Origin of the sequence: Mesorhizobium sp. LMG17149, assembly GCF_024518695.1 — a bacterium.
GTDB lineage: Bacteria > Pseudomonadota > Alphaproteobacteria > Rhizobiales > Rhizobiaceae > Mesorhizobium.
In genome coordinates this window covers 506,474-532,177 of record NZ_JANIFL010000001.1, presented here as the reverse complement: position 1 = coordinate 532,177, position 25,704 = coordinate 506,474, and the positions used below count along the sequence as shown (strand labels likewise).

Sequence of the window (25,704 nt, the reverse complement as noted above, 5' to 3'; positions counted from 1 at the left end):
CTTCCGCGGACCGGCTGAACATCGACATCGACTTAAGATGCGGCGCCGCGGCGCTCGGATGGCTTCATCTCATCGAGAAGCGTGCGGATCACACCGGCCATGTTCTCGTTCATGTCGCTGCGCCACAGCGCGAAGGCGACGTTGGCCTCGACGAAGCCTTCCGGCGATCCGCAGTCGAACGTGCGGCCTCGATAGTGGTAGCCGTAGAAAGGCTGCTGCTTTTCCAGCTTCAGCATGGCGTCGGTGAGCTGGATCTCGTTGCCGGCGCCTTTTTCCTGGCCTTCAAGGATCTTGAAGATCTCCGGCTGCAGGATGTAGCGGCCGTTGATGTAAAGATTGGACGGCGCGGTGCCGGCCTTCGGCTTTTCCACCATCTCGGTGATGCGGAAACCGTGATGCGTGTCCTCGCCGCGGCCGACGATGCCGTATTTGTGGGTTTCGGCGGGAGCGCATTCCTGCACCGCGATGATGTTGTTGCCGGTCTCCTCGTAGAGCTCGACCATTGCCTTCGTGCAGCTCTTCTCCGACTGCATGATCATGTCGGGCAGCAACAGCGCGAAGGGCTCGTCGCCGACGAGCTCGCGGGCGCACCAGACGGCATGGCCAAGTCCCATCGGTACCTGCTGGCGTGTGAAACTGGTCTGCCCCGGCGCCGGCTGCAGCCGTTGCAGGCGGGCGAGCTGGTCGTCCTTGCCGCGCTGGGCCAGCGTGTCATAGAGTTCGAACTGGATGTCGAAATGGTCCTCGATGACGGCCTTGTTGCGGCCGGTGACGAAGATGAAATGCTCGATGCCGGCCTCGCGTGCCTCATCCACCACATACTGGATCACCGGCCGGTCGACGACGGTCAGCATTTCCTTGGGGACAGCCTTGGTGGCCGGGAGAAACCGTGTGCCGAGACCGGCGACCGGGAAGACTGCCTTGCGAACTCTCTTCATGCTTTCAATTATCCGTTTGAGGGCCAGCTCCGCAATCCCCGTTCCAAGACATTTTCACGCCGGAATTCGGGACTACTGGGCAACTGAGAGGAATGTCCACCGGTAAAGCTTCGAAGCGTCTTTTCGTTCCCGGTGGCGCCTATGGTAAACTAATTCCTAACCTGGTTCGGCGATGAATGGTCTTTCCTGAGACAGAGAAGGAGGAAAAGATGTCCGTTCGCAATGCCGCAAAAATTTTTACCAGCGTCATGGCGGCAGCCAGCCTATCGCTCGCTCTGCTGATGCCTGGCCCCGCTTTCGCCGATGCCGGTTTCCGGCAGTGGGTCGCCGGCTTCCGCGCCACCGCCGTGCAGAGCGGCGTTTCCGGCGCCCTCTACGACCAGGCCTTCAGGAACATCAGGGATATCGATCCGGTGGTGCTGGAGAAGGCGCGTACGCAGCCTGAATTCACGGCCCCTGCCTGGGACTATTTCGACAACCGCGTCCATGACCAGTCGGTCGCCGTCGGCCAGCAGATGGCCAGGAAATGGAAGCCGTGGCTGGACCGGATCGAGGCCAGGTTCGGTGTCAACCGCTACATCCTGCTGGCCATCTGGTCGATGGAATCGAACTATGGCGAGATCCTCAAGCGCGACGACGTCATGCGCAATGTCGTGCGCTCGCTGGCGACCTTGGCCTATGCCGATCCGAAGCGGGCGAAATTCGCCCGCACCCAGCTGGTCGCCGCGCTGAAGATCCTGCAGACCGGCGATATCGACGAAAGCCATCTGAGCGGATCCTGGGCCGGCGCCATGGGCCATACCCAGTTCATCCCGACCAGCTATCTGCACTATGCCGTCGACATGGACGGCAATGGCAAACGCGACATCTGGAATTCGATCCCCGATGCGCTGGCGACATCAGCCAATTTGTTGAAGAAGAATGGCTGGCAGGCCGGCAAGACCTGGGGCTATGAGGTTGCTTTGCCCGCTGGAAAGCTTCCCGGCGGCTCGAAAACACTGTCGCAATGGCAGGCGCTCGGCGTGGTCAGGGCCAACGGCAAGCCGTTCAAGAACGGCTCCGACAAGGCGACGCTGAAGGTGCCGGACGGCCGCAACGGGCCGGCCTTCCTGATGATCAAGAATTTCACGGTCATCAAAGCCTACAATAACGCCGACAAATATGCGCTGGCCGTCGGCCTTCTTGCCGACGAAATCGCCGGCTCCAGCGGTCTCGTGCAGGACTGGAAGCGGCCTTTCACCAAGCTCACTTTCGAGGAAAGGCAGGAGCTGCAGCAGCGGCTTTCCCAACATGGCCTTTATGACGGCAAGTTCGACGGCAAGATCGGCGACGGCTCGAAATCAGCCATCTTGGCCTTCCAGGCCAAGGCCGGCTTGACCCAGGACGGTTACCCGAGCATGGAAGTGCTGAAGTGGCTCCGGCAGAAATAGAGCCGCCTGCGGTGCCGCGCGGCCTTTCGGGCGCGCAAAGGACACTGTAGCAATCTGGTTGGCGCGGCATTTGCTGCGCCAAGGGATGGAGGAAACGATTGGCTTCGGCTGCGCGCATCGCAGGGCTTGTTCGTCGCATGCCGGTGCTCATCCTGGCCGTGATCGTGCTCACCGTCGGTGTGGCTGGCGCCTTTCATGCGCCGGCCATGGCGCAGGAGCAGCAAAACCGCGGCTGGTCGCTGCGCGACCTTCTGTTCCCACGCCGCAGCGAGCGGATCGAGCCGCCGCAGGACATCCAGAAGCCGAGGCCCAGGCCCAAAGCGAAAAAACCCCGCGCTCCGCGCCCGCCGGCGGAGCCGGAAATCCCGGTGGTCGACAAGGCACCGGAGGCCCGCACCGTGCTGGTGGTCGGAGACTTCATGGCGGCCGGCCTCGCCGAAGGCCTCGATACCGCCTTTGCCGAGAATGCCGGCGTCAGGATCGTCGTTCGCAGCAATGGCTCGTCCGGCTTCGTACGCGACGACTTCTACAACTGGCCCGAACAGATCAAATCGCTGATCGAGACCGAAAAACCTGCCGCCGTGATCGTCATGCTGGGTTCCAACGACCGCCAGCAGATGAAGGTGGGTGACGTGCGCGAGCAGCCCCGCTCTGAAACCTGGACCAAGGAATATGAGCGCCGGACCGAGGCGTTCGGCAAAGCTGTCGCGGAGGCAAAGGTACCCTTCCTATGGGTCGGCATGCCGGCGTTCCGGGTGCCGAAGATGACCTCCGACATGCTGGCCTTCAACGACATCTATCATCAGGCGGCTGAAAGCCATGGCGGTGAATTCGTCGACGTCTGGGACGGCTTCGTCGATGAGAACGGTGCTTTCGTCACCAGCGGCCCCGATATCAACGGCCAGCCGGTGCGGCTGCGCGCCGATGACGGCATCAACGTCTCGAGGGCGGGCAAGCGCAAGCTCGCCTTCTATACCGAAAAACCGTTGCTGAAGATCCTCGGCCTGACCGCGCCTGGAAGCGTGGTCACACCGTCCGCTCCGGCGGGCGCCCCTGTCGAGGCGCCGGCGCCGGCCGCGGCACCCATCGTCATCGACCGCACCGCGCCGATGCTGCTCAGCGATCCGGCACTCGACGGCGGCTCCGAGCTGCTTGGCGCGGCCCCGCCGGCGAAGGCAAATCCGGACCTGCCCGGTGAAAAGCTTGTGGTCGAGGGCAAGGCATCCGTGGCCTCGCCGGGCCGCGCCGACGATTTCTCCTGGCCGCCGAAGGCCGCGGCCGCGACCGACGCAACGACCGCAATCAATCGTTAGTATCCCAGCGCGGTCTCTGAGGCCGTTTCGAAACTCGCTCCTCGGAAGCGCAGAAAACGCCGTCAGATGGCCGTAGGAGTAGAGTTTCCAAACGGGCTCAGCGCGGAAGAACGCTTGACCCCATCAGTGCCTCATCGATCGAGCGCGCCGCCTGGCGGCCCTCACGGATCGCCCAGACGACCAGCGACTGGCCACGACGCACGTCGCCGGCGGCATAGAGCCTGTCGACGCTGGTCCTGTAGTCGCGGTCATTGGCCTCGACATTCCTGGAGCGGCGGCTGTCGGTGGCGATCTTCATCTCACCCTCTAGCTCCTTCGCCACTCCGGCAGCGGCCGGCCCGGCAAAGCCGATGGCGATGAAGGCGAGATCGGCGCGGATGACGAATTCGCTGCCGGCGATCGGCTTGCGCTTGTCGTCGACCTCGCAGCACTTGACGCCGGTCAGCTGGCCTTCCTCGCCGATGAATTCGAGCGTCGCCACCTGGAATTCGCGCTCCGCGCCTTCGGCCTGCGAAGACGAGGTGCGCATCTTCGTCGCCCAGTAGGGCCAGACCGAAAGCTTGTCTTCCTTCTCCGGCGGCTGCGGGCGGATGTCGAGCTGGGTGACACGCACCGCGCCCTGGCGGAAGGCCGTGCCGACACAGTCGGACGCTGTATCGCCGCCGCCGACGACGACCACATGCTGGCCGCCGGCGATGATCGGATGCGACGGCCACGCCACCGACTGGATCGGTTCGCCGCCGACCCGCCTGTTCTGCTGCACCAGATAGGGCATCGCGTCATGCACACCGCCGAGATCGTCGCCGGGAATGCCGGCCGCGCGCGGCGTTTCCGAGCCGCCGCAATAGAGCACGGCATCATGTTCGGCGAGCAGCTCGGCAACCGGCTTGTCGACGCCGACATTGACGCCGCAATGAAAGGTCACGCCCTCACCCTGCATCTGCTCGATGCGCCGGTCGATATAGTGCTTCTCGATCTTGAAGTCGGGAATGCCGTAGCGCATCAGCCCGCCGGGCCGGCTTTCGCGCTCGTAGACATGAACATCGTGGCCGGCGCGGCCAAGCTGCTGGGCCGCCGCCATACCGGCCGGACCGGAACCGATGACGGCGACGCGCTTGCCGGTCTTCTTCTCCGGCGGATAGGGCCTGATATGGCCGGTTTCATAGGCCTTGTCGGCGATCGCCTGCTCGACCGTCTTGATGGCGACGGGAATGTCCTCGAGGTTCAGCGTACAGGCTTCCTCGCAGGGTGCGGGGCAGATGCGGCCGGTGAACTCCGGGAAGTTGTTGGTCGAATGCAGGTTGCGGATCGCGTTGTCCCAGTCGCCATTGTAGACGAGGTCGTTCCAGTCCGGAATCTGGTTGTGGATCGGGCAGCCGGTCGGCCCGTGGCAGAACGGAATGCCGCAATCCATGCAGCGCGCGGCCTGTTTCTCGACCTCCTTGTCAGACATCGGCAGCGTGAACTCGCGGAAATGCCGGATGCGGTCGGAGGCCGGCTGGTACTTGTGCACCTGCCGGTCGATTTCGAGAAAGCCTGTTACCTTGCCCATAGTCCAGTTCCTGCTGTCCAGATGGTGCGGTTTTCGCCGCACCCGTTAACCCCTTGAGGCAGCCATGGCAACCTTGCGCCGGAGGTCAAACTGTCGGTGAAGATGGGCCGGGAAACCTGGGCTCCCCGGCAATTGCAAAGCCTATTCCGCCGCGACGCCCATGCGCATGCGTTCCATCTCGATCAGGGCACGGCGATATTCAACCGGCATGATCTTGCGGAACTTCGGCCGGAAAATCGTCCAGTCGTCGAGAATCTCGCGGCCACGTACCGACCCGGTGTAATGCACATGGTTGGAAATCAGTTGGTAAAGCCGCTCCTCGTCATGGCTGGTCATGTCGCCGGAGACATCGACGCGGCCCTTGTGATCGAGGTCGCCGCCATGGTGCAGCAGCCTTTCCATCAGATCGTCTTCTTCGGGAACCGGCTCCAGCTCGACCATCGCCATGTTGCAACGCTCGGCGAAATCGCCCGCCTCGTCGAGCACATAGGCGACGCCGCCCGACATGCCGGCGGCGAAGTTGCGGCCGGTCTTGCCGATGACGACGACGATGCCGCCCGTCATGTACTCGCAGCCATGGTCGCCGACGCCTTCGACGACGGCGGCGACGCCCGAATTGCGCACGGCGAAACGCTCGCCGGCGACACCGGCGAAATAGGCCTCGCCCTCGGTTGCGCCATAGAGCACCGTGTTGCCGACGATGATGGACTCCGCCGCGACGATCTTGGCCTCTTCCGGCGGCCGGATGACGATACGTCCGCCCGACAGGCCCTTGCCGACATAGTCATTGCCGGCGCCGACAAGCTCGAACGAGATGCCGCGCGCCAGGAAGGCGCCAAAGGACTGGCCGGCAGTGCCGGTCAGCTTCACCTGGATCGTGTCCTCGCGCAGGCCCTTGTGCTTGAAGCGCTTGGCCACTTCACCCGACAGCATGGCGCCCGTCGAGCGATCGACATTGCGGATATCGACCTCGATCTTGACCGGCAGCTTGCTCTCCAGCGCCGGCTTGGCCAGTTCGATCAGCTTGCGGTCGAGCACGTCGTCGATCGGGTGCTTCTGCCGCTCGGTCCAGTGCACGGCCTCATGCGGCGCATCCGGCTTGAAGAACATCTTCGAGAAATCGAGCCCGCGCGCCTTCCAGTGCACGATCAGGTCGCGCTTTTCCAGAAGATCTGTGTCGCCGATGATCTGGTCGATATGGGTGTAGCCCATCTCGGCGAGCAGCTCCCTCACCTCTTCCGCCACGTAGAAGAAGAAGTTGATGACATGCTCGGGCGTGCCCTTGAAGCGCTTGCGCAGCACTGGATCCTGCGTCGCGACGCCGACCGGGCAGGTGTTGAGATGGCACTTGCGCATCATGATGCAGCCGGCCGCGATCAGCGGTGCGGTCGAGAAGCCGAATTCGTCGGCGCCAAGCAGCGCGCCGATGATGACGTCGCGCCCCGTGCGCAAGCCGCCATCGACCTGCAGCGCAACGCGCGACCGCAGACCGTTCAGCACCAGCGTCTGGTGCGTCTCGGCAAGGCCCATTTCCCACGGGCTGCCGGCATGCTTGAGCGACGTCAGCGGCGAAGCGCCGGTGCCGCCATCATAGCCCGAGATGGTGATGTGGTCGGCGCGTGCCTTGGCAACGCCCGCCGCAACCGTGCCGACACCCACCTCCGACACCAGCTTGACCGACACGTCGGCCGCCGGATTGACGTTCTTCAGATCGTAGATCAGCTGAGCCAGATCCTCGATCGAATAGATGTCGTGATGCGGTGGCGGCGAGATCAGGCCGACGCCGGGCGTCGAATGCCTGACCTTGGCGATGGTCGCGTCGACCTTGTGGCCGGGCAGCTGGCCGCCCTCGCCGGGCTTGGCGCCCTGCGCCACCTTGATCTGCATCATGTCGGAATTGACGAGGTACTCAGCCGTGACGCCGAAACGGCCCGAGGCGATCTGCTTGATCGCCGAGCGTTCCGGGTTCTTGCCGCCGCCAGGCAGCGGCAGATAGCGGTCGGCCTCTTCGCCGCCCTCGCCGGTGTTCGACTTGCCGCCGATCTGGTTCATCGCGCGCGCCAGCGTGGTGTGCGCTTCGCGCGAGATCGACCCGAACGACATCGCCCCGGTCGAGAACCGCTTGACGATGTCGGCCGCCGACATGACGTCGTCGAGCGCCACCTTCTTGCGGCCGGTTTCTCCGGCCAGCTTGATCTTGAACAGCCCGCGAATGGTCTGGGCGCGGGCCGTCTCGCTGTCGATCTGGGCGGAATAGTCCTTGAAGGTTTCCCACGATCCCTGGCGCACGGCGTGCTGCAAGGTGGCGACCGCGTCGGGCGACCAGATATGCGCCTCGCCGCGCATGCGATACATGTATTCGCCGCCGACCTCGAGACTGTTGCGCAGCACGGGGTCGTTGCCGAAACCGTCATTGTGGCGGCTGAGCGTCTCGGTCGCGATCTCGTCCAGGCCGACGCCTTCGATCAGCGTCGCGGTGCCGGTGAAGTATTGCTGCACGAAATCGGTCTTCAGGCCGATGGCGTCGAAAATCTGCGCGCCGCAATAGGACTGGTAGGTCGAGATGCCCATCTTGGACATCACCTTGAGGATGCCCTTGCCGATCGACTTGATGTAGCGAGAGACGACTTCGTAGGCGTCCACTTCCTTCGGCAGTTCGCCGCGCTTGTGCATGTCGAGCAGCGTATCGAAGGCGAGGTAGGGATTGATCGCCTCGGCGCCATAGCCGGCAAGGCAGCAGAAATGATGCACTTCGCGCGGCTCGCCGGATTCGACGACGAGGCCGACCGAGGTGCGCAGTCCCTTGCGGATCAGGTGATGATGGACCGCGGCCGTCGCCAGGAGCGCCGGAATGGCGATGCGGTCCGGCCCGACCTGGCGGTCGGACAGGATGATGATGTTGTAGCCGCCGGCAACCGCCGCCTCGGCCCGCTCGCACAGGCGGTCGATGGCGCCCTGCATGCCCGCGGCCCCTTCGGCGGAGCCATAGGTGATGTCGATCGTCTTGGTGTCGAAGCGGTCCTCGGTGTGGCCGATGGAACGGATCTTTTCGAGATCGCCATTGGTCAGGATCGGCTGGCGCACCTCGAGCCGCTTGCGGCGCGAATTGCCGACGAGGTCGAAGATGTTCGGCCGCGGCCCGATGAAGGACACCAGGCTCATCACCAGCTCCTCGCGGATCGGATCGATCGGCGGATTGGTGACTTGGGCGAAGTTCTGCTTGAAATAGGTGTAGAGCAGCTTCGACTTGTCCGACATCGCCGAGATCGGCGTGTCGGTGCCCATCGAGCCCACCGCCTCCTGGCCAGTCGTGGCCATCGGCGACATCAACAGCTTGGTGTCTTCCTGGCTGTAGCCGAACGCCTGCTGGCGATCGAGCAGGCTGACATCCTTGCGCAGCGCGCGCGGCTCGACCGGCTTCAAATCTTCGAGGATGAGCTGTGTGTTGGCGAGCCAGGTCTTGTAGGGATGCTTGGTCGCGATCTCCGACTTGAGCTCCTCGTCGGAGACGATACGCCCCTTCTCCAGATCGATCAGAAGCATACGGCCGGGCTGCAGCCGCCACTTCTTGACGATCTTCTCCTCGGGCACGGGCAGCACGCCGGCTTCCGAGGCCATGATGACGCGATCATCGTCGGTGACGATGTAGCGTGCCGGGCGCAGTCCGTTGCGGTCGAGCGTGGCGCCGATCTGGCGGCCATCGGTGAAGACCACCGCCGCCGGCCCATCCCACGGCTCCATCAATGCCGCATGGTATTCGTAGAAGGCCTTGCGATCGGCATCCATGAGCTTGTTGCCGGCCCAGGCTTCCGGGATCAGCATCATCATGGCATGGCTGAGCCTGTACCCGCCCTGGAACAGGAACTCGAGCGCATTGTCGAAGCAGGCGGTGTCGGACTGGCCGTCATAGGAAATCGGCCACAGCTTCGAGATGTTGTTGCCGAACAGTTCGGAATCAACCGACGCCTGGCGCGCAGCCATCCAGTTGTTGTTGCCGCGCACGGTGTTGATCTCGCCATTGTGGGCGACCATGCGGTAGGGATGCGCCAGCTTCCAAGACGGGAAGGTGTTGGTCGAGAAGCGCTGGTGGACGAGGATCAGCGCGGTCTCGAAGCGCGGATCGATCAGGTCCTTGTAATAGGCGCCGACCTGGTAGGCCAGGAACATGCCCTTGTAGACGATGGTGCGCGCCGACAGCGACACGCAATAGGCGCCGATGTCCTTGTTGTCGTTCTCGGCGTAGATGCGGCCCGATATGACCTTGCGCAGCAGATAGAGCCTGGCCTCGTATTCCTCGTCATCGGTAATGTCTGGCGTGCGGCCGATGAAGATCTGCCGATGGAACGGCTCGGATGCCACGATGTCAGGCGCCTTCGAAAGCGACGAATTGTCGACGGGCACGTCACGGAAACCGATGAGCGGAAGCCCCTCGGATTGCGCCGATTCGACAATGATGTCCTCGATATGGGCGCGAAGGGCCGCGTCCTGCGGCATGAACCAGTGTCCGACGCCGTACTGACCCGCCGGCGGCAGCTCGATGCCCTGGGCCGCCATCTCCTCACGGAAGAACTGGTCGGGAAGCTGCACCAGCACGCCGGCGCCATCGCCGACCAGCGGATCGGCGCCAACGGCACCGCGATGCGTCAGGTTTTCGAGCACAGCCAGCCCGTCCTTGACGATCTGATGCGACTTCACGCCCTTCATATTGACGATGAAGCCGACGCCGCAGGCGTCATGCTCGTTGCGCGGATCGTAGAGGCCCTGGGCGGAAAAGCCGTTGGCGGTTCGGCTAATATTGGATCGCAAGGTGGTTTTGACGGTTGCCGCTTTCGTCTGCGCGGCCTGGCCGTTCGTCGCAGAGTGCGTCATGTCCGTCATCTCCTGTCCTCCATTCCCAGCCATTCAGGCGCTGGTTTGCCTCGGCAAGCGCTTGGCTCACCCTGATCCTTGTGGCACGTCTTGCGAAATCCTTGCCGAACCAGGCGGCTTTCCGCATGGAACGCATCTGGTAATCGTACAGGCCAGAGTCTGGCTGTCCACCTGTCGCTCGCGGCAACAGCCGGAGAGGCCCAATGATACGCCAATCCGGCTCGTTTTGTGCGACAAAATAAGACAGCACTACTGTCCTAAATTTTTATGGCAGAAATCTGGGACGCACACAAGACCGATTCACAAAAAACTTGGGCTTTTCGCGACAGAAAATGTCGTCAAGTCCGGGAAAAACGTAAGCTTCAGTCGTCGACCTGGGCTTTGCCGGTTGGCTGGCTTTACTGTTTTTCCGGCGCCTGGCCCCTTGCGGTCCGCTCGCGAAACCGGTCAACTTCAGACTGATTTCCCCAAAACCCGATTTCCCCAAAACCCCGATCTCCCAAGACATAGGCAGATGCATGTTCTTCGCTTCCGACAATTGGGCAGGCGCCCATCCCAATATTGCCGCTGGCCTGTCGGCCAATGCCGGCGGCTTTTCCACCGCCTATGGCGACGGTGCGCTCGACCGGGCAGTCTACCAGCGCTTCAGTGAGATTTTCGAACGCGAGGTCGCGGTGTTCTTCGTCGCCACCGGCACGGCCGCCAACTCGCTGGCGCTCACCGCTTACAACAAGCCGGGCGGCATTTCCTTTGCCCATCGCGAATCGCATGTCATCGAGGACGAATGCGGCGCGCCGGTATATTTTTCCGGCGGCTCTCGCCTGCATGAGATCGATGGCGCGCTGGGCAAGATCGATCCGCACAATCTGGAAAGGACCATCGGCCGTTTCGCACCGGAAATTGTCCATTGGGGACGGCCGATGGCCGTTTCGATCACCCAGTCGACCGAGGTCGGCACCATCTACGGCCTGGATGAGATCGAGACGATCTCGGCGATCGCCAAACAATATTCGGTGCCCCTGCACATGGATGGCGCCCGCTTTGCCAATGCGCTGGTCGCACTCGACACGACACCGGCCGAAATGACCTGGAAACGCGGCGTCGACATCCTCTCCTTCGGCGGCACCAAGAACGGCTGCTGGTGCGCCGAAGCGATCGTGCTGTTCGACCTCGATCGTGCCAGGGAATTGGCCTTCCTGCGCAAGCGCGCCGCCCAGCTGTTTTCGAAATCGCGCTTCGTCGCGGCGCAGTTCGAGGCCTATTTCAAGGATGGGCTGTGGCTGGACACCGCCCGCCACGCCAACGCCATGGCCGCACGCCTTGCCGCCGCGATCGAGGATTCGGCAACGGCCAAGCTGGCATGGCTGCCGCAGGCGAACGAGGTTTTCGCGGTGATCAAGAAGGCCGAGGCCGAGAGGCTGCAGACCGCGGGTGCCGCCTTCTACGACTGGCACAAGCCGCATGGCTTTGACGGCCACATCGGCGAGGACGAGTTGCTCTACCGCTTCGTCACCAGCTTTGCGACGACAGCCGATGAAGTCGACCGTTTTGGCCAGCTGATCGCCTGATAACGCATTTCCCCGACAACAAAAAAGCGGCGCCTTTCGGCGCCGCTTCCGTCTCGGGAGGAGACTTGTATTTTAGGCAGCGGTCTTGGCCTCGATCTGCTTGGCCTTGGCCGAAGACGCCGTAATGGCGATCTTGCGCGGCTTCAGCTCCTCGGGGATGTTGCGCTTGAGGTCGACGAAGAGCAGGCCGTTCTTCAGCGAGGCGCCAACGACCTCGACGTGGTCGGCAAGCTGGAAGCGACGTTCGAAAGCCCTCGAGGCAATGCCGCGATAGAGCAGCTCGGAGCCTTCGCCGGTACCCTCGTCCTTGCGCTCACCCTTCACGGTCAGCACGTTGCGATGGGCTTCGATCGAGATTTCCTCGTCCGAGAAGCCGGCAACCGCCATCGAGATCCGGTAGGAATCCTCACCGGTGCGCTCGATGTTGTAGGGCGGATAGGTCTGCGCGCCATCCGGCTGCGCGAGCGAATCGAGCATCGTGAACAGACGATCGAAGCCGACGGTCGAGCGATAAAGCGGGGAAAAATCAACGTGACGCATGAGGTGTTCTCCTGTTGAGCAACATGGTTTGCGTATGGCCGGTGCGAAACCCTTGAGCGGCGTTTCGGGTGGACCAGCGGCCCCGACATTGGCGACCGCACGAGACATTTGGGGAGCGCTGGAAAGCATTTCAAGATTTCACCTGGCGGCAAAAGCCACGGCGGCCGGACCCTTGATGAACGGCAGATGAACCGGCACTTCGGCGCGCGTTCAGGCAGCCGGCGCTAAAGTCCATTCCAGGATCAAGGACTGGCGGCGCCGATTGCACAACAGGCACCGCAACGAGGCCGACCGGGTGTAACGTCCCTTCCTCCCGGATCGACAGGGGCCGGAAGCACGCTTTCAAGCGGCTTCCGGCCTTCCCTGATGCAGCCTCCCCTTCACCGGGAATTCCTTGGCTTTTGGCGCATGGGCGTCTATCACCTTAGCGGAGCCGGCCAGCGCAGGCGGGCATGCGAGACGCCGAGCACGAAGCGCCGAATGACGGATCTTTTCACCGAAAACTCCCTTTTTCACGAAATCGAGGGCAATCCGCGGCCGGAAAATGCCACCGGCGGCTTCTTCACCGCGCGTGACCGAAAGAATATCCGCTACGGCCTGTTCGGCGCGGTCGCTCGCCCGATGAAGGGCACCGTGGTCCTGCTCACCGGCCGCAACGAGTGCATCGAGAAATATTTCGAAACCATCCGCAACCTTGCCGATCGCGGCTTTGGCGTCGCCACGCTCGATTGGCGCGGCCAGGGCGATTCCGACCGGCTGATCCGCGATCACCAGCGCGGCTACGTCAGCAGCTTCCGCGACTACACCGCCGACCTCGAACAGTTCTTCGAGGAGATCGTGCTGCCCGATTGCCGCGGACCGTACTACATCCTCGCCCATTCGGCAGGTGCCTTGATCACCCTGCTTGCCGCCCCATCGATGGTGAACCGCATCCGGCGCATGGTGCTGATCGCGCCCTTCCTGACGCTGCCCGACCTGCCGGTCTCGATCTCGACGGTTCGCCGCGTCTGTTCTCTGTTCTGCGCTCTCGGCCTCGGCCGGCTCTACGCCGCCTGGGGTCCGCGGCCGAGGGTTACGGCCCCGTTCGAGACCAACAAGCTGACATCGGACCCGGAGCGCTATCGGCGCAACACACGGATCTATGAAGAATACCCGCAACTGGCGCTTGGCGGGCCGACGATCCGCTGGCTGCAGGCAGCCGCGAAAGCATCGGAAGCCGTCAGCGACCCCGATTTCATGGCTCGGATCCAGGTCCCGCTGCTGATCATCGCCGCCGGCGCCGACCAGGTCGTCTCGACCAGGGCCGTGGAAGCCTACGCCAGGCGTCTGCGGCTCGGTTCGCTGCTGATGATCGATGGCTCCCGCCACGAAATCCTGCAGGAAGCCGACATCTACCGCGAGCAATTGCTCGCCGCTTTCGACGCTTTCATTCCCGGCAGCGACGACCCCACAGCCTGACAGGCGCCGGTCGCTGGCCCGCTCCCCAAGCGGGGCCGCCGGCAGTAAAACGACTGCTTCAAGCGGTCGGCATCACCTGAATGGCGGCGGACGCTCGTTTAGCCGCGCAGGGCGGCCATGGCGGCGGCATGAAGTTCCGGCGTCGCCGCGGCGAGTACATCGCCGCCCTGTTCCGCCGGCCCGCCATCGAATGTGGTGACGACGCCGCCTGCCTTTTCGATGATCGGGATCAGCGCCACGATGTCGTAGGGCTTCAATCCGGGATCGGCGACGATGTCGACGCTTCCCGAGGCGATCATGGCGAAGGCATAGCAATCGGCGCCATAGCGGGCGAGCTGGATCTGTCTTTCGAATGCATCGTAACGGTTGCGCGCCTCGCCCTTGAACAGGGCCGGCGTGGTGGTGAACAGCGTCGCCTGGTCCAACTTCGTCGTCTTGCGGGTCGTCAGTTTTCGCGGCCCGCCTGGCCCCTCATAATGGGAGCCCGAGCCGTTGGCGTAGAAAAGCTCGCCGGTGAAGGGCTGCGCCATCATGCCGGCAACGGCGTCGCCATCGATCGTCAGCCCGACCAGTGTGCCCCACACCGGCAGGCCGGAAATGAACGCGCGCGTGCCGTCGATCGGGTCGATCACCCAGACGTGCCGGCTCGAGATGTTCTCGCTGCCATGCTCCTCGCCTAGAATACCATGATCGGGATACTCAGCCGATATCAGAGCCCGGATGGCGCGCTCGGCCTCGCGATCGGCCTCGGTGACCGGATCAAAACTGCCCTGTTCCTTGTTGGCGACCGCACCTTGGGCACGAAAGCGCGGCAAGGTCTCCGCCGCTGCCGCCTGCGCGATGCGACGCATGAAATCGATGCTGATGTCCAACTGATTCTCCCGCATTGCAGCATGCCCGAGCCCGGCTTTGCCGCCAATTTCGTGCCAAAACAAGGGTGTCGAGGATTTTTCCGCGACGGCATCTGTTGCCTGGATGTCACACAGGCGCCATCGAAACGCAATTTCCACATCAGAGTGAATTAAAAAAGGCTGAAGGTCGCTTGACATTTGTGCAGCGCACAATACCCTCAATCTCGGACAGGGTTTCCTGTCCATGCCCTCCTTGGGCGTTTCCTCCCTAGACTTCGACCGTATCGTGCAAACGATGCGGTCTTTTTTTATGGCGCCATTCAGTCCGCGGCCAGCGGCAGGTTATTCACTCCGCGGCCAGTGGCAAGTCGATGAAATGATGATCGGGCATCGACATCAGGTCGGCTGAGAACCGCGTCAGATCGTCGGCCAGCGCATCGAAGCCAGCAGCCTTTTCGAACGTCCGCTCGTTCATATAGAGCCCCCGGTTGACCTCGATCTGCAGCGCGTGCAGATGGCGCGCCGGGCGGCCATAGTGCTCGGTGATGAAGCCGCCGGCATAGGGCTTGTTGTGGGCGACCGAATAGCCCATGGCGCTGAGCAGGCCGATCGCGGTGTCGGTCAGGGCGGCCGTTGCCGAGATGCCGAAACGGTCGCCGATGATGAAGTCGGGCCGCTGGCCGCTGTCGCCGACCCTGATGCTCGCCGGCATCGAATGACAGTCGATCAGCACGGCAAAGCCGAACCGCGCATGGGTTCTGGTCAACAGCCGCTTCAGCGTCTCGTGATAGGGCTTGTAGACGGCCTCGATGCGGGCGACCGCTTCGGCCAGCGGCAAGCGGCCGGAATAGATGTCGAGCCCCTCGCCGACCAGCTTCGGCACCGTGCCCAGCCCGCCGGCCACCCGTGCCGAGCGGATGTTGCAGAAGGACGGCACCGGCTCGGCGAACATGCGCGGATCAAGCTCCCACGGTTCACGGTTGACGTCGAGATAGGCCCTCGGGAAATTCGCCGCCAGCAGCGGTGCGCCGAGCGCGACGGTCCCGCCGAACAGCTCATCGACGTAGCAGTCCTCGGACCGACGGATGGCGTTGCGGTCCAGCCTTGCCATGGCAAGGAAGCGCTCCGGATAGTAGCGGCCGCTATGCGGTGAGTTGAAGAGGAAGGGGACGCGCTGCTCGACGCCCGACCGGATTTCGAAGGGTGGAAAGACCGAAAAATCCTCGGCTGCCGTCTTCAATTTGAACGAACCCGAAAACACCAGTGCATCATGATGTGAAAGTGCCACCTTGCAAGCCTCGTGTCCAGCATTTCGGCCGCAGCACACGCCCGGCAAATATGGATCATCCCCGTCAGCGTTCACTTGATGTTTACCCTCACCTCCTCATATACAGGATGGTTAACGGGCTTGCCCAACGGCAACCTCGGGCGGGTGATTCGGACGGGATATCATGGCACGCATTCTTCTGGCGGAAGACGACGACGATATGCGTCGGTTCCTCGTCAAGGCGCTGGAGCGCGCCGGTTACCAGGTCAGTGATTTCGACAATGGCGCCAGCGCCTATGAGCGGCTGCGCGAGGAGCCTTTCTCGCTGCTGTTGACCGACATCGTCATGCCGGAGATGGACGGCATCGAACTGGCGCGGCGCGCCACCGAGATCGATCCTGATCTGAAAGTCATGTTCATCACCGGTTTCGCCGCCGTTGCGCTGAACCCGGATTCCAAGGCGCCGAAAGACGCCAAGGTGCTGTCGAAGCCCTTCCACCTGCGCGACCTCGTCAACGAGGTCGAAAAGATGCTGCAGGCGGCCTGAGCCGTTTTCTAGGCGAGGCGCCGCACCTCTTCGCCACTGCGGCGAGACGACGCCTTCTTTCCTTTTTCCTGCTATTGACGCGCTGGATCAAAAATGGTGTATGCGCGGCTTCGGATGGGCGTGTAGCTCAGCGGGAGAGCACTGCATTGACATTGCAGGGGTCACAGGTTCAATCCCTGTCACGCCCACCATCCAACCAGACAAGCAGATCTTGCATCGGCATTTCCCGGCTGGTTCCCCAGAGGTAGAGCGGTTCGCATAGGTTGACTTATAGCCTGCACCTGGCGCAACGCCGCATGCAGTGCTTGAGCTTGGCGAACGGTTTGTCGATTTGGGCTGAGGTCCGGACTATAGGGGCAGGAAGAAGAGCCCTTGCGAAGCCAGCCTACTGGTCATCGTCATCGCCATTGTCTGGATTGTCGACCAAACATCCCGCGCCGTGACACCCTTGGTAATTGCCTTGAGTGTCGAAATTCGGATTGCCGTCCTTGTCGTAACTCGGCCTTGGGTCGATGTAGCTGTCGTTCTTTCGACGCGCTTCCTTGCGATCCTTGTCTCTCTGTTCCTGCGCGGCTATGCGATCCATTGAGCGCTGCTCGTCTTCTGAACGTTGTGAAGTCTGTTGCATCATGCAGTCGGCAAACCTGTTGGTTCCTGGCCTATAGCCGTAAGAAGCGCACTGTTGCTGATCCATTGCGCGCTGATCCTCAGCGCTGACGCAACCAGCAACCGCCAACGGCACAAGCGCGATCAGCACATATCTCATCTTGAAATTCGGCATTTTGTCACTCCAGATCATTCTGATGGCACCGGGCAAGAGAGGTCACCCTCCTGGCAGTTCAGGTAGGCCCTCAACTGCCTGGTGCGAGCCTTGGTCAGTTCAGCTTGACAAGCAGCGGCAACCATCGGCGCCGCGGAGCCACCATCGTCACCGCTGGATTGAAACGTGCATTCGGCGTTGCGGAACGCAATCCACGCTCTCTGCGCTTTCACCAACCGTGCCTTGCCGTCGGAATCATCCGTAAGCCGCTTCTGGATTTGCTTGAAGGTTTGGTTCAACGCCTGATCGGCTCTTTTGAAGTCCGAAGCTGGATCAGCCAGAGCCGCAGTGGCGGCGAACGACAGCATGGCGACGCCAGCAAGTAGAAAACGCATGATTGTATCCCCGGAATGAAAACAACCACAAGTAAGCACGCATGGGGGCAGCCGACAAGCACCGAAAAACCGTATAGTAAGCAAAGGGTTGTCGGGTTCAACAACGCAGGACGGACGAGGCTGGGGCCGTGAGGTGCGGGGGGTGGCGGATAACTCATGCATTCGATGCAATGGCGGCCGAATGCGGCCGCCACAAGCTGACGTTGACATTTGCCGCTGCGCCATTGTCGAGGGCGGCGCCGGCGAGTTTCGCAAACCGGTCCTGGCAGACCGGACGCCGGACGCAAACGCCGTCGCGGAAAGCTGTGCGCCCGTCCCGGTGCTGACCGGGACGGGCGACAGGCAATCAGATCATTGCGGCTCTGGATCAGGCGTATTTCCCGGCCTGTCGCCGCCGCCCTTGCCTTCACGGCAAGGCTCGCCGATGCCGCAGCATTTGCCGTTGTAGGTGACGCCGGGCTTCAGCTTGTCGCATTCCCTGGGAGCGGTTGTCTTGCAGCCGGCCAGCACCGAAACGGCGATGGCGGCCAAAAGGACGTTTCTTGAAACAGTAAACATCAGACGTTCTCCTTGATGGACCATGTTTGGACACATCGCTTGGTCGCGCCTCGGGAGAAATTGGTTCACAAGAAAATTGCGATCACCGGCGGAATCTTTTTGCGAGCTTGCCTTCGCGTGAAGGCGCATCGCCGATGCCGGGGCATTTGCCATGCTATGTGGTTTTCGGATTTGATTTATCGCATTGTCTTGTCGGCGTTGCCTGCAACCTGCCGTGACCGATGCAGCAGAACCGTAACAGGACATTCGCAACATTGCAGGCGAGAGACGTTTTCCATGATTGATCGCGTTGGACAATTCAGGGCTTGGTCGCCTCACACTCAGAAATGGTCCAGGGTCGAAGCCGGAATGGTTGGCGAAACTGCGCGCATTCCCGAGGCGGTGATCGGGTCTCCTTGCGTGCCGTCATGAGTTCACAGTCCAGAAGGGAAAAACTGTCGCCTTGGCCGAAGATACATCGCGAACTGAACCGTGTGCGCACGCAATTGCAGTCGCCGTGGTCGACATTGGGCAACGCGCTCATTTCCGCAAAGCAGAACGCTGAATACCGACGCGAACTCGGCAAGCGGATCGAAGCCGCCCGCGAGACTTACACGGCGTCGCCGATCTCGCAGATTGCCGACAGCTTCATGCTCGTCCGGATCATCGGCAATGATCTGGAACCGCGACACCGCAAGGGCCAGTCATTCGACAACGTGCTGTTCATTCTGGACAACGAACCGGTCTTCGACGCCTGCGAAAAATTCTGGATCGTCAATCGGATAGTCGACACCGACGAGGAAGCCCGGATCATCGGCCTGCTCGAAAGCCGCCGTCAGAATTTTCACACAATCCCCTTCGAACTCGATGCGTACCGGAAGATATCCTGGGACGTCGACCAGCTTGTTGCCGGCGACCTCAGATTCTCAGAGAAGGGCCGGGCGAGCGGAAAGTCCGCGCGTTACGAAACGCACATCCGCCGCAGCAAGAACCTCTATGTGATGAACAACAATGGGGCTCGCAACGCCGCGCTCGCGATTGCCCGCGGCAGGGCAAAATGGCTGATGCCCTGGGACGGGAACTGCTACCTGACAGGCTCTGCGTTCCAGCGGATACGGTCCGCGATCGAGAGAAACCCGCACCTTCCCTACGCTGTGGTGCCCATGGCGCGTATTGTCGACAATGCGCTTCTGCTGGACCAGAGCTTCCAGCCGCCGGCCGAGGAAGAGCCGCAGATCATATTTCGAGCCGATACCACGCAACTGTTCGACGAAAACTATGGCTACGGAAGGCGGCCAAAAATCGAGATGCTGTGGCGGTTGGCAGTTCCCGGCCCCTGGGATCGCTACCGCGACGACGCCTGGGATTTTCCACGCCCGGTCCGGGCAGCGGATGCCGGGCTGCTCCAGAAAGCGGGCTGGGTGGCGCGCCTGGATTCAGGACGTTCGCATCTGGAGATCGGCAAGGCCGGCTTCGTCGCGCGTCTGGTCAGCCGCGACCAGGCGATCGTCGATATGGTCGATCAATGTGACGCCAAGGCAGTCGCCGCTCGGCTTGATACCTCCCGCCTGGCTTTCTATGACGAAGACGCCCTCGCCCACGCGGTAAAGGACGGACCCATCCTGCGCTATCTCGAAACCGCGGCCGGTCAGGCACTCGCCCGCGGTCCGTTCAGCGTGCTCGACAAGACTGGCCGAGCCCCCAGCGGGGATCCCCAGGACTATTTTCACCCGGCGCCTTACTGGTGGCCCGACCCCGACAGACCCGATGGCCTGCCCTATATCAGGCGCGATGGCGAACGCGTGCCCGGCACGGCATTGTATGCAGCAGGAAGCGAAACCTACGATCGCACACGCTTACAGCGCGTCTTCGACGACACAACCGTGCTTGCGCTCGCCGCAACCGTGCTTGATGGACGTCATTACGCCGTCCACGCCGCGAGGCTCATTCGCGCATGGTTTGTCGATCCCAAGACAAGAATGAACCCGCATTTGCGCTATGCGCAGGTGCGGTCGGGCCACGACAACAATGAAGGGGCCGGCTACGGCATCATCGAGCTGAAGGATTTCTATTTCTTCCTGGATGCCGTACGCTTGATCGAGCGAACAGGAGTACTGGGTGACGAGGATCGCGAGGCGTTCAGAGCCTGGCTCGGTTCCTACTGTGAATGGCTGGACACCGCGCCGGCAGCCGCGACGGCCTTCTGCAGCAGCAGCAACCAAGGAACGTACTACGATTTGCAGCGGGCATCGATCGCCACATTTCTTGGCGACAGCGCCACCCTGGCCAAGATCAGCCTCTATGCTCGGGAGAGATTGGCGACCCAGATCGCAGCCGACGGCTCCTTGCCCAGGGAACTGTCCCGCACGCGCCCCAGGCACTACGCCATGTTTACCTTGCAAGGCTGGACGTCGCTGGCCCGTGTCCTGTCTTCGGTTGGTGACAATCTCTGGCAGCACAAGACAGCCGAGGGACTGGGACTGGTCCAGGCGCTGCACTGGCTTGTTGCGCACGAGAACAAGCGACACACCATGTCGGCCGAAACTGTCGATCCGGATCGGCTTGGGCCGCCGCTTCTCGACCTGACGCATCATGATCCCGCAGGGATGCCACCTGCCGACCTGGGAAGAGCGGCCAAGCCCATTTTTCATCCAGACGAGGCAATCGCGCCTTTTTGGCTGTGGCGAAGACGTTAGAGCAGTTCACCGTTTCACGGAAACGGCGACCCGCTCTAACTCCTTGTTTTTACGCAATTCCGGACGGAAAACCGTTTCACACTTTTCCTGGAATTGCTCTAGGGACGTCCGGCATTCCTGGCCTGTCACGTCGATGATGAGAACCACTTTCCCGAAATCAAACGCCCGCGACGGTGCAAAGGCTCTTCATTCTGGCCACCGCCAGATCGGGATCAGCGAGCAATCCGGCCTGGTCGGCAAGGCGGAACACGTCGGCATAGTGACGGATGCCGCGCGCCGACTGCATGCCGCCGACCATCGCAAAATGGTCCTGATGGCCGTTCAGCCAGGCCATGAAGACGATGCCGGCCTTGTAGTACTCGGTGGGCGCCTCGAAGATTTTTCGCGATAGCGGCACGGTCGGCGCCATCAAAGCGTCATAGCCGGCGCGATCGCCTTCCGCCAGTTTCGACAGCGCCGCGTTGGCGACCGGCGCAATCGCATTGAAAATACCGAGCAGTGCGTGCGAGTGTCTTTTCTCGTCGCCGGCGATCAGTTCGGGATAATTGAAATCGTCGCCAGTGAACATGACGACGCCGTCCGGCAGACGGTTCCTCAGCGCGACCTCCTTGCCGGCATCGAGCAGTGAGATTTTTATCCCCTCGACCTTGCCAATATGGCGTTCGATGATGGCAACCACTGTATCGAGAGCGGCCTCGAAATTCTCGCTGCCCCAATAGCCCCTGAGCGCCGGATCGAACATGTCGCCCAGCCAGTGCAGGATGACCTTGCCGGATGCCTGGGACAGGATGCGGTCGTAGACGCTGACATAGTCGTCCGGCCCCTTGGCAACTGCCGCCAGTGCCCGGCTGGCCATCATGATCGCCTTGCCGCCCAAGCCTTCGATGAAAGCGAATTGCCGCTCATAGGCGGTGACCACATCGTCCAGCGTCCTGGCGGCGGCGGGCGCCAGATGGTCGGTGCCGGCACCCGAGGCGAGATCGGCGCCATCGACGGTGCGCGCCTCGGCGATCGAACGGCGGATCAATTCCTGTGCATTCGCCCAGCCGAAACCCATGCCGCGCTGCGACGTGTCCATCGCTTCGGCGACGCGGAAGCCCAGCCGCCACAGATGGTGACGGAACGCCATCGTCCTGTCCCAGTCGACCACCGGCCTGGACCACGGATCGGTCATGGCAAGCGGATCGGCAACGACGTGCGCGGCGGCATAGGCGATACGCGAAAATCGCGCGCCGACGTCAGGCTGCACCGGTTCGCCGACCAGCGTGTACCGGGTGCTGCCGCCCCCCTCACCAGGCAAGGCAATGTCCATCGATCTCTCCCTTCACAACCCTACTAAATGGAACGTTCCAATAAATCAAGAACCTTTAAGATTCGAACTCCACGGCAGGGAGAATGCTGCATTGCAACACAAAAGCCTTATGGAGCAAGCCATTTGAGTACGCACGATCGGCATTCGAGGCGCGAGAAAAATCCCGATTGACTCACGACCGGAGCAGAGATTAGAACGTTCCAATACTTTTGGGCCTGCAGTCGGGGAGGATGCATCTGGATGGCCAACCGGGCCAAGGCGACGATATTCGACATCGCCCGCGAAGCAGGCGTGTCCAAATCGACGGTATCGCTCGTGCTCCAGGGCAGCGGGCTGATCCGGCCCGAAACAGCGAGCAAAGTGCGCAAGGCGATCGAGGATGTCGGTTACGTCTACAACCGCGGCGCCGCCAATCTGCGCAAGGCGCACTCCAATGTCATCGGCATGGTCATCAACGATCTCACCAATCCTTTCTTCGCAGAGCTGGCGGTTGGGATGGAGCGGGTCTTCCAGTCGGCCGGTATCGTGCCGTTCATCGCCAACACGGCGGAAAATCCGGTACGCCAGGAAGAAGTGCTGAAGTCGTTGATGGAGCAAGGCGTCGCCGGCCTCATCGTGTCGCCGGCTCGCGGCACGACGCCGGGCGCCTTCAGGCGGATCGAGACGGCAGGTCTGCCGGTGGTCTTCGCCATGCGCCGGCTTCCCGAGAGCCGTATTCCGGTTATCGCGCCCGACAATCATCGCGGCGCCTATCTCGCCACCGCCCATCTGATCGGCAAGGGACATCGCAGGCTGGTCTTCTTCGGCGGTTCGTCCGACCTGGTGGTCTATCACGATCGGCTTGGCGGATTTCGCGAAGCCTGCGAGACGCAGGGCATCTCCGACCGCGACGCACTGGTCGTCGAGGGAGAGACCAGCCGCAGAGGCGGCATCGCGTGCCTCGAAACCGCTCTCGCAATGGCTGAACCGCCGACCGCGGCACTCTGCTTCAACGACGCCGTCGCCTTTGGCGCCATGCTGGCGCTGCGCAAGCGCGGACTTGAGCCGGGAGTTGATTTCGCCATCGTCGGGTTCGACGATGTGGCCGAGGCCGAACATTACATGCCAGCTCTGACCAGCGTCGCGGTGGACTCGGCCGGCCTCGGCGAACGCGCCGCCCATGTCATGCTGAAAATGATCCAGTCGCGCACCACGCGCGCTGAGGACCATATCGGCGCGGTCAATCTCGTGGTCAGGGAAAGCTGTGGCCCGGATCGCCGCACCCGAAACAGAACGACCGGTTCGGGGAGCATGAATTGAGCAAGGTCGTTTCGGCAGCGCAGGCAGCGGGCCTGATCAAGGACGGCATGGTCGTATCCGTGTCGTCGTCGAGCGGTCTCGGCTGTCCGGACGCGGTGCTTGCCGCGATCGGCGAACGCTTCGAGGGGGAAGGCCACCCAAAAAATATCACCACACTTCACCCGATCGCCGCCGGCGACATGTACGGCATCAAAGGCATCGACCATCTGGCCAAGCCCGGCCTGCTGAAGCGTACTTTGTGCGGCTCCTACCCGTCCGGCCCCTCCTCTTCCGAACCGCCGCAGATCTGGAAGATGATCGGCGACAATTCGGTGGCCGCCTACAACGTGCCGTCCGGCATCCTGTTCGACATGCACCGCGAAGCGGCCGCCAAGCGGCCGGGCGTGCTGACCAAGGTCGGCCTCGACACCTTCGCCGACCCGCGCCACCAGGGCTGCGCCATGAACGCCGCTGCAAGCGAGCCGATCGTTTCGGTGCAGCAGTTCGACGGCGAGGAATGGCTCTATTTCCGCTCCATCGTGCCGCAGGTCTCGATCATTCGCGCCACGTCGGCCGACGGGCGCGGCAACCTCACCTACGAGCATGAGGGCGCCTATCTCGGCGGCCTCGAACAGGCGCTCGCCGCCCGTAACAATGGCGGCATCGTTATCGCGCAGGTCAAGCGCGTCGTCGAAAACGGTACGCTGAAACCGCATGACGTGCGCGTGCCGGGCGTCCTGGTCGACCATATCGTCGTCGCGCCCGACCAGTTGCAGACGACGCTGACACCCTATGACCCGGCGATCTCCGGAGAAATCTTCCGGCCGCTGTCGAGCTTCCGCACGCCGGAGATGAACGTCCAGAAAGTGATCGCGCGCCGCGTCGCCATGGAGTTGCGCGACGGCATGGCCGTCAACATCGGCTTCGGCATTTCCGCCAATGTCCCGCGCATCCTTCTCGAGGAAGGACAGCACGGCAAGATTACCTGGGTGATCGAACAGGGCGCGGTCGGCGGCGTGCCGCTGCTCGACTTCAAATTCGGCTGTTCGTCGAACGCCGACGCCTTCATGCCCTCGCCGCACCAGTTCATTTATTTCCAGGCGGGCGGCTTCGACGCCTCGCTATTGTCCTTCCTGCAGATCGACCGCCATGGCTCGGTCAATGTCTCGAAGCTTTCGGCGCGCCCGCATGTCACGGCTGGTGCCGGCGGCTTTGTCGACATCACCGCGCGGGCGAAGAAGATCGTGTTTTCCGGCTTCTTCAACGCCGGGGCAAAACTCTCATTGGCCGATGGCGGCATCCGCATCGATCAGGAGGGCAAGGTCAAGAAGGTGGTCAACGAAGTCGAGCACATCTCGTTTTCGGGCAAGCGCGCAGTCGCGCAGGGACAGGACATCACCTATGTCACCGAACGCTGCGTGATGAGGCTGACGCCGGAGGGCCTGGTCGTCACAGAACTCGCACCCGGCATCGATCTGCAGCGCGATGTGCTGGCGCAGTCGGAAATTCCGTTGGGCATTGCCAAGGACCTCAAGACGACACCGGCAGCCCTCTATCAGGAGCAACCGATAGGCCTGTCGCTGAATGGCGGCGCCTCGCTTGGAGGCGCGCATGGCTGAGCACCTCGTCACCTTTGAAACCGACGGCGCCATCGGCGTCGTCACGCTGCGCCGGCCGGAGAAATTCAACGCGCTGGACATTCCGATGCTGCGCGCGCTGGAGACGGCGCTTGACGCGGCCGAGATGGCCGAGGGCGTCCGCGTCGTGCTGCTGCGCGGCGAAGGCAAGGGATTTTGCGCTGGTGGCGATGTCGAGGCCTGGGCGCGGATGAGTGCCGCCGATTTCCAGGTGCAATGGGTACGCTACGGCCACCGCGTCTTCGACCGGCTGGCGCGGCTCAGGCAGCCGACCATCGCTGTCTTGTCGGGCCATGCACTGGGCGGCGGGCTGGAGCTGGCTGTGGCTTGTGATTTTCGCGTGGCGGAAACACAGGTGAAACTGGGCTTCCCCGAAACCTCGATCGGTGTCGTACCCGGCTGGTCAGGCACGCAACGCGCCGTGCGCCGCTTCGGCACGCAGACGGTGCGCCGCATGGCGCTCGGCGGCGAGATCTTTCTCGCCCCCGACGCACTCGCTCTGGGCATCGTCGACCGGGTGGTCGCGACTGGCAAGGCATACGACGAAGCAAGGGCGTGGGCGGAAAAGATCGCCGAGCGCGGCCCGCTGGCGACCGAAGCCGCCAAGCTGATGATCGCGGTCGCCGAAGGCGAGGAAAGTGCCGCCGCCACCGAAGCGCTGGCCAGCGGCTTCATCGCCCTGACCGGAGATCTCAAGGCCGGCGTCGATGCCTTCAAGGCCAAGCAGAAGCCGGCCTTTTCGAGATCCTAGAGGAA

The 25,704-nt window shown here is 62.5% G+C and carries 19 protein-coding genes and 1 tRNA gene; 10 read left to right on the top strand and 10 right to left on the bottom strand.

What is annotated here, in order from left to right; all coding sequences use genetic code 11:
• Positions 1-32 precede the first annotated feature (32 nt).
• A complete protein-coding gene (galU, locus tag NP945_RS02510; RefSeq protein WP_127270261.1) occupies positions 33-938 on the bottom strand; it encodes a UTP--glucose-1-phosphate uridylyltransferase GalU in 906 nt (301 codons plus the stop codon).
• 209 nt (positions 939-1,147) lie between these two features.
• Between galU and NP945_RS02505 the strand changes: the two genes are divergently transcribed.
• Together NP945_RS02505 and NP945_RS02500 are read left to right on the top strand one after the other, a co-directional pair.
• The gene (locus NP945_RS02505; RefSeq protein WP_127381663.1) at positions 1,148-2,368 is read left to right on the top strand and encodes a lytic murein transglycosylase; all 1,221 of its coding nucleotides are present in this window, start codon (positions 1,148-1,150) and stop codon (positions 2,366-2,368) included.
• 98 nt (positions 2,369-2,466) lie between these two features.
• On the top strand, positions 2,467-3,681 hold the full coding sequence (locus tag NP945_RS02500; protein WP_256745483.1) for a DUF459 domain-containing protein: 1,215 nt from the start codon (positions 2,467-2,469) through the stop codon (positions 3,679-3,681).
• Between the two features lie 97 nt (positions 3,682-3,778).
• Here NP945_RS02500 and NP945_RS02495 read toward each other — a convergent pair whose 3' ends face one another.
• Together NP945_RS02495 and gltB are read right to left on the bottom strand one after the other, a co-directional pair.
• Positions 3,779-5,233, bottom strand: a complete 1,455-nt coding sequence (locus NP945_RS02495) for a glutamate synthase subunit beta (RefSeq protein WP_027038189.1) — start codon at positions 5,231-5,233, stop codon at positions 3,779-3,781.
• Between the two features lie 141 nt (positions 5,234-5,374).
• On the bottom strand, positions 5,375-10,111 hold the full coding sequence (gene gltB / locus NP945_RS02490; protein ID WP_256745482.1) for a glutamate synthase large subunit: 4,737 nt from the start codon (positions 10,109-10,111) through the stop codon (positions 5,375-5,377).
• A gap of 509 nt (positions 10,112-10,620) precedes the next feature.
• Here gltB and NP945_RS02485 point away from each other — a divergent pair.
• Positions 10,621-11,670, top strand: coding sequence for a low specificity L-threonine aldolase (locus NP945_RS02485; RefSeq protein ID WP_128308971.1), 1,050 nt, complete (start codon positions 10,621-10,623; stop codon positions 11,668-11,670).
• Between the two features lie 72 nt (positions 11,671-11,742).
• Here the strand turns inward: NP945_RS02485 and NP945_RS02480 are convergent, their stop codons facing one another.
• Entirely contained in the window at positions 11,743-12,210 is a 468-nt protein-coding gene (locus tag NP945_RS02480) for an Hsp20 family protein (protein WP_013529716.1), read from the bottom strand.
• 480 nt (positions 12,211-12,690) lie between these two features.
• Between NP945_RS02480 and NP945_RS02475 the strand changes: the two genes are divergently transcribed.
• Entirely contained in the window at positions 12,691-13,668 is a 978-nt protein-coding gene (locus NP945_RS02475; protein WP_256745481.1) for an alpha/beta fold hydrolase, read from the top strand.
• Positions 13,669-13,766: 98 nt separating this feature from the next.
• On the opposite strand, the gene hisN is transcribed toward NP945_RS02475, so the two are convergent.
• On the bottom strand, positions 13,767-14,540 hold the full coding sequence (gene hisN, locus NP945_RS02470; RefSeq protein ID WP_127290528.1) for a histidinol-phosphatase: 774 nt from the start codon (positions 14,538-14,540) through the stop codon (positions 13,767-13,769).
• Between the two features lie 325 nt (positions 14,541-14,865).
• Positions 14,866-15,807 carry an N-formylglutamate amidohydrolase gene (locus NP945_RS02465; RefSeq protein ID WP_127329367.1) on the bottom strand — a complete coding sequence of 314 codons (942 nt, stop codon included), beginning with the start codon at positions 15,805-15,807 and terminating at the stop codon, positions 14,866-14,868.
• A gap of 163 nt (positions 15,808-15,970) precedes the next feature.
• On the opposite strand from NP945_RS02465, the gene cpdR reads away from it, so the two are divergent.
• Both cpdR and NP945_RS02455 read left to right on the top strand, forming a co-directional pair.
• Positions 15,971-16,333 (top strand): cell cycle two-component system response regulator CpdR, encoded by a 363-nt coding sequence (gene cpdR, locus NP945_RS02460; RefSeq protein WP_006199474.1) that lies wholly within the window; start codon positions 15,971-15,973, stop codon positions 16,331-16,333.
• Between the two features lie 116 nt (positions 16,334-16,449).
• Positions 16,450-16,524 (top strand) — tRNA-Val (locus tag NP945_RS02455).
• A 194-nt stretch (positions 16,525-16,718) separates the two neighbouring features.
• On the opposite strand, the gene NP945_RS02450 is transcribed toward NP945_RS02455, so the two are convergent.
• The 3 genes from NP945_RS02450 to NP945_RS02440 all read right to left on the bottom strand — a co-directional run bounded on the left by NP945_RS02450 (position 16,719) and on the right by NP945_RS02440 (position 18,046).
• Positions 16,719-17,114: a hypothetical protein gene (locus NP945_RS02450; RefSeq protein WP_127270519.1), complete on the bottom strand. Its 396-nt coding sequence runs from the start codon at positions 17,112-17,114 to the stop codon at positions 16,719-16,721.
• A gap of 14 nt (positions 17,115-17,128) precedes the next feature.
• Entirely contained in the window at positions 17,129-17,488 is a 360-nt protein-coding gene (locus tag NP945_RS02445; protein WP_127272393.1) for a lysozyme inhibitor LprI family protein, read from the bottom strand.
• Positions 17,489-17,839: 351 nt separating this feature from the next.
• Entirely contained in the window at positions 17,840-18,046 is a 207-nt protein-coding gene (locus NP945_RS02440; protein ID WP_127267240.1) for a hypothetical protein, read from the bottom strand.
• A 473-nt stretch (positions 18,047-18,519) separates the two neighbouring features.
• Here NP945_RS02440 and NP945_RS02435 point away from each other — a divergent pair, with 473 nt between their 5' ends.
• Positions 18,520-20,721, top strand: coding sequence for an alginate lyase family protein (locus NP945_RS02435; RefSeq protein ID WP_256745480.1), 2,202 nt, complete (start codon positions 18,520-18,522; stop codon positions 20,719-20,721).
• A 157-nt stretch (positions 20,722-20,878) separates the two neighbouring features.
• Here the strand turns inward: NP945_RS02435 and NP945_RS02430 are convergent, their stop codons facing one another.
• Positions 20,879-22,033: a dihydrodipicolinate synthase family protein gene (locus tag NP945_RS02430; RefSeq protein WP_256745479.1), complete on the bottom strand. Its 1,155-nt coding sequence runs from the start codon at positions 22,031-22,033 to the stop codon at positions 20,879-20,881.
• 240 nt (positions 22,034-22,273) lie between these two features.
• Between NP945_RS02430 and NP945_RS02425 the strand changes: the two genes are divergently transcribed.
• Genes NP945_RS02425 through NP945_RS02415 form a run of 3 tightly spaced genes read left to right on the top strand, consistent with a single transcriptional unit; the run spans position 22,274 to position 25,699 of the window.
• Entirely contained in the window at positions 22,274-23,332 is a 1,059-nt protein-coding gene (locus NP945_RS02425) for a LacI family DNA-binding transcriptional regulator (protein ID WP_256745478.1), read from the top strand.
• On the top strand, positions 23,329-24,930 hold the full coding sequence (locus tag NP945_RS02420; RefSeq protein WP_256745477.1) for an acyl CoA:acetate/3-ketoacid CoA transferase: 1,602 nt from the start codon (positions 23,329-23,331) through the stop codon (positions 24,928-24,930). Before NP945_RS02425 ends, NP945_RS02420 begins: the two co-directional genes overlap by 4 nt.
• On the top strand, positions 24,923-25,699 hold the full coding sequence (locus NP945_RS02415; protein ID WP_256745476.1) for an enoyl-CoA hydratase/isomerase family protein: 777 nt from the start codon (positions 24,923-24,925) through the stop codon (positions 25,697-25,699). Before NP945_RS02420 ends, NP945_RS02415 begins: the two co-directional genes overlap by 8 nt.
• Positions 25,700-25,704: the final 5 nt, after the last annotated feature.

Excerpts from the sequence above, each read along its gene's own strand:
- galU (WP_127270261.1), bottom strand. The coding sequence starts at position 938 with ATGAAGAGAGTTCGCAAGGCAGTCTTCCCGGTCGCCGGTCTCGGCACA.
- NP945_RS02495 (WP_027038189.1), bottom strand. The coding sequence starts at position 5,233 with ATGGGCAAGGTAACAGGCTTTCTCGAAATCGACCGGCAGGTGCACAAG.
- NP945_RS02485 (WP_128308971.1), top strand. The coding sequence starts at position 10,621 with ATGTTCTTCGCTTCCGACAATTGGGCAGGCGCCCATCCCAATATTGCC.
- NP945_RS02440 (WP_127267240.1), bottom strand. The coding sequence starts at position 18,046 with ATGTTTACTGTTTCAAGAAACGTCCTTTTGGCCGCCATCGCCGTTTCG.
- NP945_RS02415 (WP_256745476.1), top strand. The coding sequence starts at position 24,923 with ATGGCTGAGCACCTCGTCACCTTTGAAACCGACGGCGCCATCGGCGTC.
- NP945_RS02480 (WP_013529716.1), bottom strand. The coding sequence starts at position 12,210 with ATGCGTCACGTTGATTTTTCCCCGCTTTATCGCTCGACCGTCGGCTTC.
- NP945_RS02475 (WP_256745481.1), top strand. The coding sequence starts at position 12,691 with ATGACGGATCTTTTCACCGAAAACTCCCTTTTTCACGAAATCGAGGGC.
- cpdR (WP_006199474.1), top strand. The coding sequence starts at position 15,971 with ATGGCACGCATTCTTCTGGCGGAAGACGACGACGATATGCGTCGGTTC.
- NP945_RS02425 (WP_256745478.1), top strand. The coding sequence starts at position 22,274 with ATGGCCAACCGGGCCAAGGCGACGATATTCGACATCGCCCGCGAAGCA.
- NP945_RS02505 (WP_127381663.1), top strand. The coding sequence starts at position 1,148 with ATGTCCGTTCGCAATGCCGCAAAAATTTTTACCAGCGTCATGGCGGCA.
- NP945_RS02450 (WP_127270519.1), bottom strand. The coding sequence starts at position 17,114 with ATGCCGAATTTCAAGATGAGATATGTGCTGATCGCGCTTGTGCCGTTG.
- gltB (WP_256745482.1), bottom strand. The coding sequence starts at position 10,111 with ATGACGGACATGACGCACTCTGCGACGAACGGCCAGGCCGCGCAGACG.
- NP945_RS02430 (WP_256745479.1), bottom strand. The coding sequence starts at position 22,033 with ATGGACATTGCCTTGCCTGGTGAGGGGGGCGGCAGCACCCGGTACACG.
- NP945_RS02445 (WP_127272393.1), bottom strand. The coding sequence starts at position 17,488 with ATGCGTTTTCTACTTGCTGGCGTCGCCATGCTGTCGTTCGCCGCCACT.